We start from the raw sequence: 13,952 nt of genomic DNA, 5'->3' as shown, positions 1-13,952 counted from the left end.
CGCCCCCCAACGCAAAGGTTCCCTGATGATGCCCGGTTCAGTGACAACATGGTTTGAAGGCCAGCCTGCATCGATCCGGGCCAGTTTCTTTGCGCTTGCCGCGGCTGTCCTTGCGGCCTGTTTTACCCTGACCATCCGGTTTGCCACCGCGGAAATCCATCCCTATCAGGCGGTGTTTCTGCGTTTTGCCTTCGGGCTTTTATTGATGGTGCCGATGGTGATGAAGGTCGGGGTCGCAACCCTTGTCACCAGGCGCTTGCCCTTATTCGGGGTGCGCGGGGTTCTGTCAGCCGCCGAGATGAGTTTGTGGTTCATGGCCGTGCTGTATCTGCCGCTGGCCGAGGCGACGACGCTTAATTTCACCGTGCCGCTTTTTGGCACCATTCTGGCGGCCCTTGTCCTGCGCGAGACGGTGCGTATTCACCGCTGGCTTGCGGTTGTGATCGGTTTTGTCGGGGTGGGACTGATCATTCAGCCCGGAACCGATGCCATGCAACCGGCCAGTCTTTTCCCAATTGCGGCGGCCATGTGCATGGCCTGTGCCGGGATGATCACCAAGCAACTGGTCAGCACCGAAAGCACCACGTCGCTGTTGTTTTATCTGATGGTGATTACGACCCCGGTGTCATTGATCCCGGCACTTTTTGTCTGGCAGACGCCAAGCTGGACGGCCATCGGCCTGATGGCGGTAGCGGCCCTGATGATGAATGTGATGCAGATCTGTAACGTCAAGGCATTGCAGCTTGCCGATTACAGCTTCTTTGTCGGGTTTTCCTATTTGCGATTGCCGATTATCGCCATCCTTGCCCTGATCCTGTTTGGCGAAGTGCCCGATATCTGGATCATTCCGGGCGGGGCGATGATTATCGGGGCGGCAATTTATGTTGCCCTGCGTGAACGCAAACTTGCGCGTAAAATGGCCAATGACAACAGCGTGACCATCCCGGCCCAGGACCCGCAGGGCGAAACAATCCCGCGCAAATAACCCGGTTTCACACGATTCCCGCACCGCCAAAATGGGGTGACAGAATAGCCTTGCCCGTTAAAGATATAATTTGGTATAGGAATACCAGATTAAGTGAAATCATCAAAAAAACGGGAGGCTTCACGCCATGCAGATCAAGGGTTCCATCGCCATTGTAACCGGGGCGGCATCGGGGCTTGGTGCGGCGACGGCCGCCGTTCTGGCCGGGGCCGGGGCGAAAATTGTTGCCTTTGATCTGAACGAAGCCGGGGCGAAGGCCACCGCAGAAAAGCTTGATGGTGTCGGATTTGGCGTTGATGTGTCCGATGCCGTCAGTGTCGAAAAGGCGGTGTCTGATGTGGTTGCGTCGGTCGGCACACCGTCCATTCTGGTCAATTGCGCCGGGATCGTGCATGGCGAACGCATTGTCGGACGCGAAGGACCGGCCGATCTTGCGGCCTTTGCGCGCGTGATCAATGTCAATTTGATTGGCACATTCAACATGATGCGGGTTGTGGCAAACGCCATGAGCAACAATGACCCGTCGGCCAGTGGTGAACGTGGCGTGATCATCAACACCGCATCCATCGCCGCCTTTGAAGGGCAGATCGGACAGGCGGCCTATGCCGCATCGAAGGGCGGGGTGGCGTCCCTGACCTTGCCGGCGGCGCGCGAACTTGCCCGCCACGGCATTCGGGTCGCATCGATTGCGCCCGGCCTGTTTGGCACGCCGATGTTGATGGGACTTCCCGACGAGGTTCAGGAAAGCCTTGCAGCCAATACACCGTTCCCCAAACGTCTGGGCGATCCGGCGGAATATGGCCGGTTGGCGATGCATATCTGTGAAAATGAAATGATCAATGGCGAGACCATCCGGATTGATGGCGCGGTACGACTGGAACCGAAATAGTCCCGCATAACCGGTTCCGGATATGCTCCAATCACCGCAGCCACATGCACCCTGCCGTCCCCCACCGGCAGGGTGTTTTCGTTTTCAGGCGCCTACTGGCCCGATGCCTTGTCACAGAAACTTGCCAGATCAATGTCCTTTTGCGTGACACCGCCGGCGTCATGGGTGGTCAGGGTCACCGCGACCTTGTTATAGACATTGAACCATTCGGGATGGTGATCCATCTTGTCCGCCATCAGGGCGACCCGGGTCATGAAACCGAAGGCCGCATTGAAATCGCCAAATTTGAAGGTCCGTTCGATTGACAGCCCGTCTTTGGCAAGCTGCCAGTCCTTCAGGGATTTCAGCGCCGTTTCGATGGCGGATTTTTCAAGTTTTTTCATATCGTTGCCTCCTGACTGTTTTCCGGCATGGTGACCGGTAAAACCTTGCGGTATCAGACCATAAAAGGCCATCTAACCCAACAGATGATGCACACGGTCACGCAAGACCGGCAAAAGATCGGCTTCGAACCACGGGTTCTTTTTCATCCAGGCGGTGTTGCGCCAGCTTGGATGGGGCATCGGCAACAGATTGTCGGGCAGATAATCGGCAAAGCGATGCACGGTTTCGGTCATGGTTTTGGCCCGCTGTCGCCCCAGATAGTAGCTTTGCGCATATTGCCCGATCAGCAGGGTCAATTCGATATCAGGCATATGATCCAGCAATGCACGATGCCAGGCCGGTGCACATTCGGGTCGGGGTGGCAAATCCCCGCCGCGCTCAAACCGGCCCGGATAACAAAAGCCCATCGGCATGATCGCAAGCTTTGCCGGGTCATAAAAATCATCGACTGACAGATCAAGCCAGTCACGCAACCGATCACCGGACGCATCATTCCAGGGCAGACCGGTTTCATGAACCCGGGTGCCCGGGGCCTGCCCGATGATCAGAATGCGGGCGCCCTTTGCCATGCGGATCACCGGACGCGGTCCCAACGGCAATGCGTCGGCACAGATGCGGCATGCCCGCACATCGGACAACAGCGCATCAAGTGCCCGATCCCCGCCCGGCGGGTCAATTTCTGGCAAATCACCACGCAGACCGGGCATGGGTTATTTGACCTCGGACTCTTGGATCACCCATTCCTCGGCGGCGGCATCGGCGTACCATTCCTTCATCGCAGGCAGATCAAGGATCGCCTGCATATAGGCATTGCCAACCGGGTCAAGATCGACGCCATAGGTTTTGAACCGTGTTACCACCGGGGCATACATCGCATCGGCAATCGAAAAATCGCCAAACAGGAAATCCCCGCCCTGCCCATATTGCGTGCGGCACATTTTGAAAATCCCGGCGATGCGGGCAATGTCCGTGTCCACGCCATCTGCCCGCCCCAGCCCCGGCAGGCTTTGGCGGCAATTCATCGGCATATGGGTGCGAAGGGCAGAAAACCCGCCATGCATTTCAAGCGACACCGCCCGCGCAATCGCGCGCACATCGATATCAAGCGGCCATAGCAAGGTGTCCGGGCGGCTATCGGCGATATATTCAAGAATGCCCAGGGCCTCCCAGATGGTTTTGGTGCCATCATAAAATGCCGGGACTTTGGCCGTCGGCGAAAAGACCGGGGCCTTTGCCGCCCATTCATCGGTTCGCAGCGGTACCAGCCGTTCTTCGAAATCGATCCCGGCCACTTTGAGGCCGAGCCATGCGCGCAGCGACCAGGATGAGTAATTCTTGTTGCCGATATAAAGAACGGGGCGCGTTTCCATGATGATGTCTTTCTGTTCGGGGACGATGATCCCGTGGCCGGGACACCGGAACTATCGGGTGTTTGGATTTCGGGTTCAAGCCCATCTCGGGAATTTGATTTACCGTTTTTGATGCCCCGGACGTCGTAAAGATCAGAGGCGGCATCATTTCAGTTTGCCCCGTATGCATCATCTGGTTCAGGGGGCTTTATGCCGGTATCACTTCGTCGATTTGTCTTTACCGCCGCGTCGCTGTTTGGTGTTGTCCATGCAGGTATGGCAATTGCCGATGACCAGCCCAAAGCACCAACCATCATGGCCCCGACCGAGGTGATTTATGAACATGTGGTGCATTCGGATCTTTTGGGCCGTGACATGCGGCTTCTGGTCTGGAAACCCGATCATGATGCGCCCAAAGACGGGTTTCCGGTGATTTACAGCTTTGACGGGGAAACATCGATCACGGCCTTTGCCGAATTTGCCGCACAGGCCGGTGTTCTTGGCGCAAGATACAAACTCAGCGCCCCGATGATTGTTGCCTTTGCCGAAATGCCCGGCGCGCACAGCAATGACCAGCGGATGTATGATTTCACCCCGTTTGCCGAAACCTATGAGCTTCATGAACGGCCCAATATGCTTGAATGGCCGAAACTGGGCGGCGGGGATATTTACCTTGATGCGGTGATGACGGAATTCAAACCGTTCATCGCCGCGCAATATGCCATTGATCCGGATCGCGAAACCCTGTTTGGGCATTCACTTGGCGGGATGATGGTGTTGCACACGCTTGCCACCCGGCCCGATGCGTTTGATGCCTATGTCGCGGTCAGCCCGTCGCTTTGGTTTAACCGGCCGCAACGGTTTGACGAAATCCGCGATCTGATTGCCAATCCCGATTTCGCACCGGCCCGGCCAATACCGGTCATGATCACGGTCGGGGCCGATGAGTCGGACCTGACAGCATGGGACAAGATGCGCCTTCCCTCAGATCATCAGGAACGGCGCCTTAAATGGAAAAAGATCAATGCCATGGTCGATAATGCCCGCGCATTGGCGGCCCTGATCGCGCGTGATAGCAGTGCCAAGATCGATCTGGATTTCTCGGTGCTTGATCGCACCAACCACCATACCGCCAAGCCGATCACGATGTATCGGGCAATCGAAATGGCCATGACCCCGCGCGAGACCCCGTAACAGGCAACGGCAAACGCAAGCGGCGTGAGTGGCGCATCGGACGCGAGAAGCTCAACCGCGGCGAAAAACGCGGTGAGTGCATCAGGCGCAAAAGACTCAACCAGTGCGAAAAGCGCGGGGAGCTCGAGAGGCGTGGGCGGCTCAACCGCGGCCAAAAACGCGGTGAGAGCAAAAAGCGTGAGAAGCTCAATCGGTGCGAAAGGCGCGGCAGGAGCGAGAGGCGTGGCGGATACCGGGGGACTGGGGGCTGCATGACCGCGTCGCCGCATTACGGCATTACGGCGCTTCGGCTTTGCGGGGTTGCGGCGTGGCAGCATGATCGCCCAACCGCCGAAGGGTCACTTTGTGCAGGCAACCATGATTGTCATCGTTGCACCCCCGCGCCCGATATGACCGATGGGGCCAACGGGCCCAATGCCGGCGGTCGGCCTGATCGGATGGATCTGTTCAATCGGGCTGGCGGGGTTTTGTTTTCTGGAATTGCCCTGTGACGGTGGCAGCCTTAAGATCGCGACACATATCTTGTTCTGACAGCCGGGCTGTGCCCGCAAATCTGTCAGCCATCACCCGTCGCATGTCACCAGCAGGGAAGTCTGAAATTGTTCGACCACATTATCGCACGCGATCATTCCACAAACCCGATCACCATCACCCCGATTGCCGAGGGCGATTTCCAAAGCTGGCTTTCGGATCAGTCCGAAAGCACCAAGGCCTGGGTGGCGGCAAACGGCTATGAGGCAAAGCGCGGTACGCAGCTTGCCCTGCCCGGCACCAACGGGGCGTTTGGATCGGTCCTGATCGGTTATGTCGATGATGCCAAGGCGATCTGGGATTTTGCCGGGCTTCCGACCAGCCTTCCCGAAGGTGTTTATGGCCTTTCGGCCAGCATTTCAGACAATGCGGCCCTTTATGAAAAGGCAGCCCTTGGTCTTTATCTTGGCGGATATCACTTTGACCGGTATCGCAAGGATGACGGCAAAAAGGACAAGCGCGCCAAAATCGCCCTGCACGACAACGACGCCACCAAGCGTGCGGAAAATGTCGCGCGCGGCATCGGGCTTGCCCGTGATCTGATCAATATTCCGGCCAATGACATGGGCCCGGCCGAACTTGAAGCCGCGGCACGGACACTGGGCGAAGAGTTCGGCGCCAAGGTCAGTGCGATTGTCGGTGAAGAGCTTTTGAAACAGAACTTCCCGGCCATTCACACGGTCGGTCATGGCAGCGACCGCGAACCGCGCCTGATTGATCTTGTCTGGGGCGATGAAAATGCACCGAAAATCACCCTGGTTGGCAAGGGCGTGTGCTTTGACACCGGTGGCTATGACCTTAAGCCGTCCAGCAACATGCTTTTGATGAAAAAGGATATGGGGGGTTCGGCACAGGTTCTTGGCCTTGCGCGGATGATCATGGCGGCCAAGCTTCCGGTGCGTTTGCGCGTTCTGATCCCGGCAGTCGAAAACATGGTTTCGGGTCGCGCCTATCGCCCGAGTGACATTTTGCAAACCCGCAAGGGCATCACGGTCGAGGTCGGCAATACCGACGCCGAAGGCCGTCTTGTCCTGTCCGATGCACTGACCCTTGCCGCGGCAGAAGATCCGGAAATGCTGCTTGATTTTGCCACCCTGACCGGGGCGGCGCGCGTTGCACTTGGTCTTGGCCTGCCGGCACTGTTTTCCAATGATGATGATCTGGCCAACGGGCTTATGGAAAACGGGTTGGCGCTGAACGATCCGTTGTGGCGTCTGCCGCTGTGGGATGATTACCGCAGCCAGCTTGATAGCAAGGCTGCCGACATGAACAACATTTCCGGATCACCGTTTGGCGGGGCGATCATTGCCGCCCTGTTCCTGGACCGCTTTGCCGAAGGTGCAAAAAGCTGGGCACATATCGATCTGATGGCCTGGAACCCGACCGACCGTCCGGGTCGCCCGACCGGTGGCGAAGCCCAGGGAATTCGCGCTGCTTTCAAGCTGATCGAAGATCGTTTCGGTAAGTAAACAATCATAAAAACCATCGGCAACGATTGTTGCCACCGCACGGATCAGGGATCACGGGCATATTACCTTCATGCTTTGTGATCCCTGGCTTACAGCCCGAAAACGGGTGGCCGCGCGACCGTTTCAACCCAGAGCAAAAAAGCATCGGGCTGCATATTTCCCAATAAGACCTTTGACATATGCGCAACCGTCAGGTAGACAGATTACGTATTCGTAACAAATTAATTGTTAGGCACAAGCATGTCGATCGAGATCAAACCGTCTCAGGCGCTCGACCTTTGGCGTATCGCGATTGTAGAAAGTGTGCGTCGGGATTCACCCGATCTTTCTGCCCGGCAAATGGCCTTGTTGCTTAATGTTTACCTGACCCCTGCCCCGCATACAGTGCGCGGCCTGTCAGAAGCCCTGAACATCTCCAAACCCGCAATTACCCGTGCACTGGACCGCCTGAGTTCGCTTGGCATGGTCAAACGCAAGGTCGACGAAGAAGACCGCCGTTCTGTCCTGATCCAGCGGACCGTCAAGGGATCGGTTTTCCTGCGTGAATTTGGCGATATCATCGTTTCGGCGGGCAAGGAAACCGAATGACCTGATCACACTGGCCGGTAAAACACCGCCAGATCATCGATCAAAAACCCCGGTCATGCTAGGTCATGAATGACATTCGGGGTCGCCGAAACCAAGAACCGGCATTTAGGACAAGATCCCTTCCCCATTTTACATCCGCATCATCTGATATGGCGAAAACACGCTATATACAGACCAGTCGGTTTGTATGGCGTCCTTTTACGTCATATTGGCCCGGCGCGTTTTTATCAATGATAACAGATTGTTGCAGGCAGATCGGTCAGACGGAACTCATCCCACACATCGCAGATACCCGAACACACAGATCACAATGCCAATGATCAGTGACGGGTGCCCGCGACACTTTCGGGCATCTCGATCAGCGATAAAAGCCCGGCTGCGATGATCAAAATGCCACCAGAGACACGCGCAATGACATTTGTGCCGCCGCGTCTGATCAGCCAGGGCATGATCCGCGCGGCCCCCATCGCGTAAATCATTACGAAAGTGTAATCAAGAACCACAAAGGTTGCCCCCAGGATCAGCAATTGTGGTGCAAGCGGTGCCGTCGGGTCGACAAATTGCGGGAACAATGCCCCGAAAAAGGCAATTGCCTTGGGATTGCCAGCGGCAACAAGGAAGCCTTCGCGGAACAGCTTGCGCCTGCTGACCAGCTCATAAACACCGGTATTTTTTATTTCGATACCGGTTTGGTCCTTGTTTTTCGGGGACTTGCGAAAGAATGACATCAAACCGATGACCAGTAGGAAAGCAACACCGCACCATTTCACCACTGCAAAGGCGGCTGCCGATGTTGCAAGAACCGCCCCCAACCCGACAGCCGCAATCACCATCTGGATCATGTTGGCGCTGACATCCCCAAGGGCGGTCATCAGGGTTGGACGCGCGCCATAGCGCAAGGCGTGAGACATGCCGATCAGAATACTGGGGCCCGGTGTCAGGACCATCAGAAAGACAAGGACAGTAAAACTCAGCCAGATTTCGAACGACATGGTGGGGCTCCGCTAAATTGCTTGCACCGGAATAGCACAGCGGGCCGGTCACACAATTGCATCCTGCGCAATCGCCCCATGCGTCCGTCGGCGCACGCCAGATGTGGCAGACAAGACGCGCTGCCACAGACACCCCCGGGGCCATGCATGCCACGGCAATACCGCGAAGGGCCAATACGGGGTGCTTGAGGCGTCCAGGAAAGCCGTGAAGGAGGAAGAGGGGAGCTTGATGGCCTGTTGCCTGAGGCCAGAGGCGGGAGACGGAAATTGGACGGTGGACGGTGGACGGTGGACGGTGGACGGTGGAGGGAGGCATATGGGCGATGTTTTGCAAATCACGGTCACACGATCACACGATCACGACCGCTGCCTGTTCCGGTTTGTCTGGAAGTGGGCCCGACACAGGAATGCCGTTGCTATCCGGCACAGGTCAACACGCAGTCACGATCGGGGCGGATTGCGATCAAGGGTAATGGCGTAACGTCGCAACCAGTTGAGGATCATGCAGGTACGAGCCGCACCTTATTCCATCCCACAGCATCAGTGATCAGGATCGGGGCACACCGGCGGCAGAGACACGTATCTGGCAGGCGAGATGAGACAGGCCGAGGCATTGCCCCACCCCCTTTGATGGCGGTGACGGGTAACGCAAAGCAGGCACATCACAGGACAGCCCCCGCCTAGCGTTTTTGGGCGTCACCCGGCCAGTGATCATAGAACATCCGGACCTGCACCGAGCGCAGGGTATCAGGCGGCAGGAAGCTTTGCCCGGTACGCAGAAGCTTGTTCTGGAGGGCTGCGAAATAGCGATTGGTAACCGGCGCAAACGGGCTGAAGGGCGGCTCGGGAACGATTTGCTCGCCCTTTTCCTTGGCGGCTTCGATTGCGTCGGCCTCGGCGGCAAGTTCTTCTTCGGTTTTGGGTGGCGGCGGGGGCAGCAATGCCGGGCCGCTATATTTGAAGGACCGCTTGCCCGCCGGACGGGTTTCAAACCGTTGCTTGGTATCGCGATACATCAGACGTTGCAGATCAACGAGGAAACCATTGATGATCTTTGGCAGGTTATGTTCGATCAGCGGCACGGCTTCCCTGCTTTGGGCTTCCAGCCAGATATGGAAAACGATCTGGCGGATCGCACCGCTTTTAGGCAGCAAAACCGTCAATGAAACCGGATCGGGTACAATGACGGTTTCGGGGATTTCCGGTTCGGCATTGGCCGGTTCTTCGGATTCCTTGGCGTCGGTCTTTTCACTGCTGGCAAGTGCCGGGCCCGACAGGGAAACAAACGCAAACAGCGCAAGGGATATCATTGCCCAAAAGGCCGTATCCCATAGGCGATTAACGTTTGACCGGTTGCTCCTGCGCGCAAGCATGATGACTTACCACCCTGTTATCATTCCCTTTTCTGACACTGTTGTAACATGTCTGATGGCGAAATGTCGCGATCACTTACTGACAAATTCTGCCCCGGCAGCCTTAAGATCGAGTGCCGCGGCCAACAATGCCTTGGTATAGGGCTGTTGCGGACGATCAAACACATCCGCCGCCGCCCCGCTTTCGACCAGTTTGCCGCCTTGCATGACCATCACACGGTGTGACAGGGCGCGAACCACGCGCAAATCATGGCTGATAAACAGATAAGCCATTTTGTGGCGCGCCTGCAGGTCCCGCAGCAATTCGACAATCTGGGCCTGTACTGACATATCAAGTGCCGATGTCGGTTCATCAAGTACGATGAAACGCGGTTTTAGGACCAATGCGCGTGCAATCGAAATGCGCTGGCGCTGTCCGCCAGAGAATTCATGGGGATAACGATCCATCGCATTTTGCGGCAGATCGACTTCTTGCAGGGCTTCGGCAATGCGGGCTTCGCGTTCGGCAATTGTCAGATCGGGCTCGTGAATTTCAAGCCCCTCGCCAACGATCTGGGCAATCGACATGCGCGGGCTGAGCGATCCGAACGGGTCCTGAAACACCACCTGCATGTCACGGCGCAATTTGCGCAAATCCGCACCGGCATATTTGCGAATATCCTGTCCGCCAAACCGGATATCCCCATCCGATTTCAAAAGACGCAGGATCGCCATGGCAAGGGTGGTCTTGCCCGATCCGCTTTCCCCGACAATGCCAAGTGTTTCACCCTGTTTAAGGGTCAGGGATATCTGATCGACCGCATCAAGATAGCGTTCCGGACGCCCCAGAATACCCTTGCGGCCAATCGGGAACCGCACGTGAATGTTGCTGGTTTCCAGAAGATCGGCGGCATTTTCGGGCAAGGGTGGTGCCGAACCGCTTGGCACCGCCGAAAGCAGCTTTTTGGTATAGGGATGCTTGGGATTGTCAAACAGGCTGTGCCCGACCCCGCGTTCGACAATTTCGCCATCCTTCATGACACAGATGCTTTTGGCCATTTTCTGCACGATTTGCAGATCATGGGTAATCAGCAACAGCGCCATGCCAAGCTTGTTTTGCAAATCCTGAAGTAGTTCAAGGATCTGGGCCTGAATGGTAACGTCCAGGGCCGTGGTCGGTTCATCGGCAATCAGCAATTCCGGTTCATTGGCAAGCGCCATGGCGATCATCACGCGCTGGCGCTGACCGCCGGAAAGTTCATGCGGAAGGGCCTTGAGCCGTGATTTCGGATCGGGAATGCCCACCAGATCAAGCAGTTCGAGAATGCGTGCACGCGCCTTTGCACCGCGCAGTCCCTTGTGGAGCAACAGCACCTCGCCGATCTGTTTTTCGATGTTATGGAGCGGATTAAGAGATGTCATCGGCTCCTGAAAGATCATCGAAATCCGATTGCCCCGGATTTCGCGCAGGGTCCGTTTGTCGGCCCCGACCAGTTCATGCCCGTCAAAGGTGATGGAGCCGGACGGGTGGCTGGCACGCGGATACGGCAGCAATTGCAGGATCGAAAGCGCGGTTACCGATTTGCCCGATCCGCTTTCGCCAACCAGTGCCATGGTTTCGCCACGCGCCATGGAAAAGGACACGCCCTTGACGGCCTGCACATTGCCGAAATTGACCGAAAGGTTGCTGACATCAAGGAGCGGCTGATGGACGGATTGATCTGTCATGGTTCAGGTCCCCTAAAATGTCTTGCGCGGATCAAAGGCATCGCGGACTGCTTCGCCGATGAAAATCAAAAGACTGAGCATGATGGCAATCGCAAAGAAAGCCGTCATGCCAAGCCAGGGTGCCTGCAGGTTGTTTTTGCCCTGTGACAGCAATTCACCCAGCGACGGCGACCCCGGCGGCATGCCCAGCGACAGGAAGTCGAGTGACGTCAGCGCGACAATCGACCCGTTAAGCACAAAGGGCAGGAAGGTAATGGTCGCCACCATGGCGTTGGGCAGGACATGGCGATACATGATCCGGTAATCGGTCATGCCAAGTGCCTTGGCCGCGCGCACATATTCAAAGTTACGCGCCCGCAGGAATTCGGCACGGACAAGTCCGGTCAAACTCATCCAGCTAAACAGCACAAGGATGAACAAAAGCGTCCAGAAGCCCGGTGCAAACAGGCTGGCCAGAATGATCAGAATGAACAGCTGTGGCAGGCCCGACCAGATTTCGATCACGCGCTGGAACCCAAGATCGACCCAGCCGCCAAAATAGCCCTGCACCGCACCGGCGGCGATCCCGATGACCGAACTGACCGCGGTCAGCGCCAGACCAAACAGGATCGAAATCCGGAAACCGTAAATCAGCCGCGCAAGAACATCGCGCCCCAATTCATCGGTGCCCAGCAAGTGGCGCGAAGATGGCGGTGCGGGTTGCGGTTCGCGCATTTCGAAATCGATGGTCGAATAGGAAAACGGGATCAGCGGCCAGATGGCAAAGCCGTGATGGTCGATCTTGCCCTGAATATAGGGATCATAGAAATCGGTCTCGACATCGAAATCCCCGCCATAGGTGGTTTCCGGATGGTCGGAAAAGATCGGCATGTACCAGTTATCGTCATATTTGACGAAGATCGGCTTGTCATTGGCAAGCAGTTCGGCAAACAGGCAGATCACAAACAGGATCGTAAAGATCACAAGCGACCAGTAGCCGCGCTTGTTGGCCTTGAAATTCGCAAGACGACGTTTGTTAAGAGGAGAAAGGGCCATCAATGTCATGATCAATTCTCCCGCGCTTCAAAGTCGATGCGCGGATCGACGAAATGATAACTCAGGTCGCTGATCAGGTTCAGCACCAGCCCGAACAGCGTGAAGAAATACAGGGTCGCAAACATCACCGGATAGTCACGCGTCATCACGGCGTTAAAGCCAAGAAGACCCAACCCGTCGAGCGAGAAGATCACTTCGATCAGGACCGATCCGGTAAACAGCAACCCGACCAGGGCACTCGGAAAACCGGCAATAACCAGCAACATGGCATTGCGAAAGACGTGGCCATACAGCACACGCCGTTCTGTCAGGCCCTTGGCCCGCGCAGTGACGACATATTGCTTGTTGATTTCATCAAGGAACGAGTTTTTGGTCAGCATGGTCAGGGTCGTAAAGCCCCCGATGGTCAGGGCAATGATCGGCAACGTCAGATGCCAGAAATAATCGCCGATCTTGCCCAGAAGCGACAATTCATCAAAGTTCGATGACGTCAAACCGCGCAACGGGAACCAGTCGAAATAGGTCCCCCCGGCAAAGACGACAATCAGCATCACCGCAAACAGGAAACCCGGAATGGCATAGCCGACAATGATGGCCGCCGACGTCCAGATATCGAAACTTGATCCGTCACGCACCGCCTTGGCAACGCCAAGCGGCACGGAAATGATATAGATGATCAATGTCGACCAAAGCCCGAGTGATATCGACACCGGCATTTTATCGAGCACGATATCGACAACATCGCGATCCTGAAAATAGCTTTGGCCGAAATCGAAGGTCAGATAGTTCTTCATCATCATCCAGAACCGTTCATGGGCCGGTTTGTCAAAACCGAACTGGACTTCGAGCTGTTTGATGATTTCGGGATCAAGCCCCTGAGCGCCACGGTAGCTGGAGGTCGAGGAGAAATTGTTCCCGGCCCCGGATGAGGATGACCCACCGCTGTCGCCCCCCTGATTGGTGATGCGCGCGGTTGATGAAACGTCGGTGCCCTGAAGCTGGGCGATGACCTGTTCGACCGGGCCGCCAGGTGCGAATTGGATAATCACGAAGTTTAGCAACATGATGCCAAACAGCGTGACCGGGATCAGAAGAAGACGCCGCAGGATATAGTTCAGCATGGTCTAGTTCCCCCCCATCGGCAGTTTTGCGGCTTTTTGCGGATCAATCCACCAGCGCATGACCGACTCGCCCTTCAGCGGGACGGTATCGGGCCGACCAAAGATGTTCCACCAGGCCAGCCTGTCCCCGCCAAGGTAATATTGCGGGATCACGTAATAGCCCCACAGCAACACCCGATCGAGCGCATGGGTCGCGGTGACCAGTTCGTGCCAGCTGTCAGCAGTTGCGACCTTATCGACCATCGCATCGACGACCGGGTTTTTGATGCCGGCGAAATTGCGGCTGCCGGGCTGATCGGCGGCCTCGCTTGACCAGAAGACGCGCTGTTCATTGC

At 56.5% G+C, this 13,952-nt stretch carries 14 protein-coding genes (1 of these 14 only partly in view); 5 read left to right on the top strand and 9 right to left on the bottom strand.

Annotated elements, in window-relative coordinates; genetic code table 11:
- Nucleotides 1–40 precede the first annotated feature (40 nt).
- Together WA429_RS01690 and WA429_RS01685 are read left to right on the top strand one after the other, a co-directional pair.
- On the top strand, nt 41–985 hold the full coding sequence (locus tag WA429_RS01690) for a DMT family transporter (RefSeq protein WP_287464442.1): 945 nt from the start codon (nt 41–43) through the stop codon (nt 983–985).
- A gap of 127 nt (nt 986–1,112) precedes the next feature.
- Complete coding sequence (locus tag WA429_RS01685) at nt 1,113–1,874, top strand: SDR family NAD(P)-dependent oxidoreductase (protein ID WP_287464443.1); 762 nt, start codon at nt 1,113–1,115, stop codon at nt 1,872–1,874.
- Between the two features lie 92 nt (nt 1,875–1,966).
- Here WA429_RS01685 and WA429_RS01680 read toward each other — a convergent pair whose 3' ends face one another.
- The 3 genes from WA429_RS01680 to WA429_RS01670 are packed head-to-tail and all read right to left on the bottom strand — an operon-like array spanning nt 1,967 to nt 3,628.
- Nucleotides 1,967–2,329, bottom strand: coding sequence for a 4a-hydroxytetrahydrobiopterin dehydratase (locus tag WA429_RS01680; RefSeq protein WP_287464444.1), 363 nt, complete (start codon nt 2,327–2,329; stop codon nt 1,967–1,969).
- Nucleotides 2,330–2,965, bottom strand: coding sequence for a uracil-DNA glycosylase family protein (locus WA429_RS01675; protein WP_287464445.1), 636 nt, complete (start codon nt 2,963–2,965; stop codon nt 2,330–2,332).
- A 3-nt stretch (nt 2,966–2,968) separates the two neighbouring features.
- Complete coding sequence (locus WA429_RS01670; RefSeq protein WP_287464446.1) at nt 2,969–3,628, bottom strand: glutathione S-transferase family protein; 660 nt, start codon at nt 3,626–3,628, stop codon at nt 2,969–2,971.
- A gap of 189 nt (nt 3,629–3,817) precedes the next feature.
- On the opposite strand from WA429_RS01670, the gene WA429_RS01665 reads away from it, so the two are divergent.
- The 3 genes from WA429_RS01665 to WA429_RS01655 all read left to right on the top strand — a co-directional run bounded on the left by WA429_RS01665 (nt 3,818) and on the right by WA429_RS01655 (nt 7,389).
- Nucleotides 3,818–4,801, top strand: a complete 984-nt coding sequence (locus tag WA429_RS01665) for an alpha/beta hydrolase (RefSeq protein WP_287464447.1) — start codon at nt 3,818–3,820, stop codon at nt 4,799–4,801.
- Between the two features lie 599 nt (nt 4,802–5,400).
- A complete protein-coding gene (locus WA429_RS01660) occupies nt 5,401–6,801 on the top strand; it encodes a leucyl aminopeptidase family protein (protein WP_287464448.1) in 1,401 nt (466 codons plus the stop codon).
- 240 nt (nt 6,802–7,041) lie between these two features.
- Complete coding sequence (locus WA429_RS01655) at nt 7,042–7,389, top strand: MarR family transcriptional regulator (RefSeq protein WP_101248215.1); 348 nt, start codon at nt 7,042–7,044, stop codon at nt 7,387–7,389.
- A 320-nt stretch (nt 7,390–7,709) separates the two neighbouring features.
- Here WA429_RS01655 and WA429_RS01650 read toward each other — a convergent pair whose 3' ends face one another.
- The 6 genes from WA429_RS01650 to WA429_RS01625 all read right to left on the bottom strand — a co-directional run.
- Entirely contained in the window at nt 7,710–8,381 is a 672-nt protein-coding gene (locus WA429_RS01650) for a LysE family translocator (protein ID WP_287464449.1), read from the bottom strand.
- Nucleotides 8,382–9,061: 680 nt separating this feature from the next.
- Nucleotides 9,062–9,754, bottom strand: coding sequence for a hypothetical protein (locus WA429_RS01645; protein WP_336107144.1), 693 nt, complete (start codon nt 9,752–9,754; stop codon nt 9,062–9,064).
- A gap of 72 nt (nt 9,755–9,826) precedes the next feature.
- Nucleotides 9,827–11,461, bottom strand: a complete 1,635-nt coding sequence (locus tag WA429_RS01640; RefSeq protein WP_287464451.1) for an ABC transporter ATP-binding protein — start codon at nt 11,459–11,461, stop codon at nt 9,827–9,829.
- A gap of 12 nt (nt 11,462–11,473) precedes the next feature.
- Nucleotides 11,474–12,505, bottom strand: a complete 1,032-nt coding sequence (locus tag WA429_RS01635; RefSeq protein WP_101248218.1) for an ABC transporter permease — start codon at nt 12,503–12,505, stop codon at nt 11,474–11,476.
- 2 nt (nt 12,506–12,507) lie between these two features.
- The gene (locus tag WA429_RS01630; protein WP_101248219.1) at nt 12,508–13,617 is read right to left on the bottom strand and encodes a microcin C ABC transporter permease YejB; all 1,110 of its coding nucleotides are present in this window, start codon (nt 13,615–13,617) and stop codon (nt 12,508–12,510) included.
- 3 nt (nt 13,618–13,620) lie between these two features.
- A protein-coding gene (locus tag WA429_RS01625; protein ID WP_443082673.1) for an extracellular solute-binding protein crosses the window boundary here: on the bottom strand, nt 13,621–13,952 show its 3' portion. Its footprint extends 1,279 nt past the window's final position; only the last 332 of its 1,611 coding nucleotides appear in the window; its start codon lies off the right edge, out of view; the stop codon is at nt 13,621–13,623.

It is taken from the genome of Thalassospira sp. CH_XMU1420-2 (genome assembly GCF_037029325.1).
Lineage (GTDB): Bacteria > Pseudomonadota > Alphaproteobacteria > Rhodospirillales > Thalassospiraceae > Thalassospira > Thalassospira povalilytica.
This window is presented reverse-complemented; position numbering and strand designations above follow the sequence as displayed.

Bases quoted from the DNA above. Each gene is read 5' to 3' on its own strand.
- WA429_RS01645 (WP_336107144.1), bottom strand. From the start codon at position 9,754: ATGCTTGCGCGCAGGAGCAACCGGTCAAACGTTAATCGCCTATGGGAT.
- WA429_RS01635 (WP_101248218.1), bottom strand. From the start codon at position 12,505: ATGACATTGATGGCCCTTTCTCCTCTTAACAAACGTCGTCTTGCGAAT.
- WA429_RS01650 (WP_287464449.1), bottom strand. From the start codon at position 8,381: ATGTCGTTCGAAATCTGGCTGAGTTTTACTGTCCTTGTCTTTCTGATG.
- WA429_RS01685 (WP_287464443.1), top strand. From the start codon at position 1,113: ATGCAGATCAAGGGTTCCATCGCCATTGTAACCGGGGCGGCATCGGGG.
- WA429_RS01675 (WP_287464445.1), bottom strand. From the start codon at position 2,965: ATGCCCGGTCTGCGTGGTGATTTGCCAGAAATTGACCCGCCGGGCGGG.
- WA429_RS01680 (WP_287464444.1), bottom strand. From the start codon at position 2,329: ATGGCCTTTTATGGTCTGATACCGCAAGGTTTTACCGGTCACCATGCC.
- WA429_RS01640 (WP_287464451.1), bottom strand. From the start codon at position 11,461: ATGACAGATCAATCCGTCCATCAGCCGCTCCTTGATGTCAGCAACCTT.
- WA429_RS01655 (WP_101248215.1), top strand. From the start codon at position 7,042: ATGTCGATCGAGATCAAACCGTCTCAGGCGCTCGACCTTTGGCGTATC.
- WA429_RS01665 (WP_287464447.1), top strand. From the start codon at position 3,818: ATGCCGGTATCACTTCGTCGATTTGTCTTTACCGCCGCGTCGCTGTTT.
- WA429_RS01670 (WP_287464446.1), bottom strand. From the start codon at position 3,628: ATGGAAACGCGCCCCGTTCTTTATATCGGCAACAAGAATTACTCATCC.
- WA429_RS01630 (WP_101248219.1), bottom strand. From the start codon at position 13,617: ATGCTGAACTATATCCTGCGGCGTCTTCTTCTGATCCCGGTCACGCTG.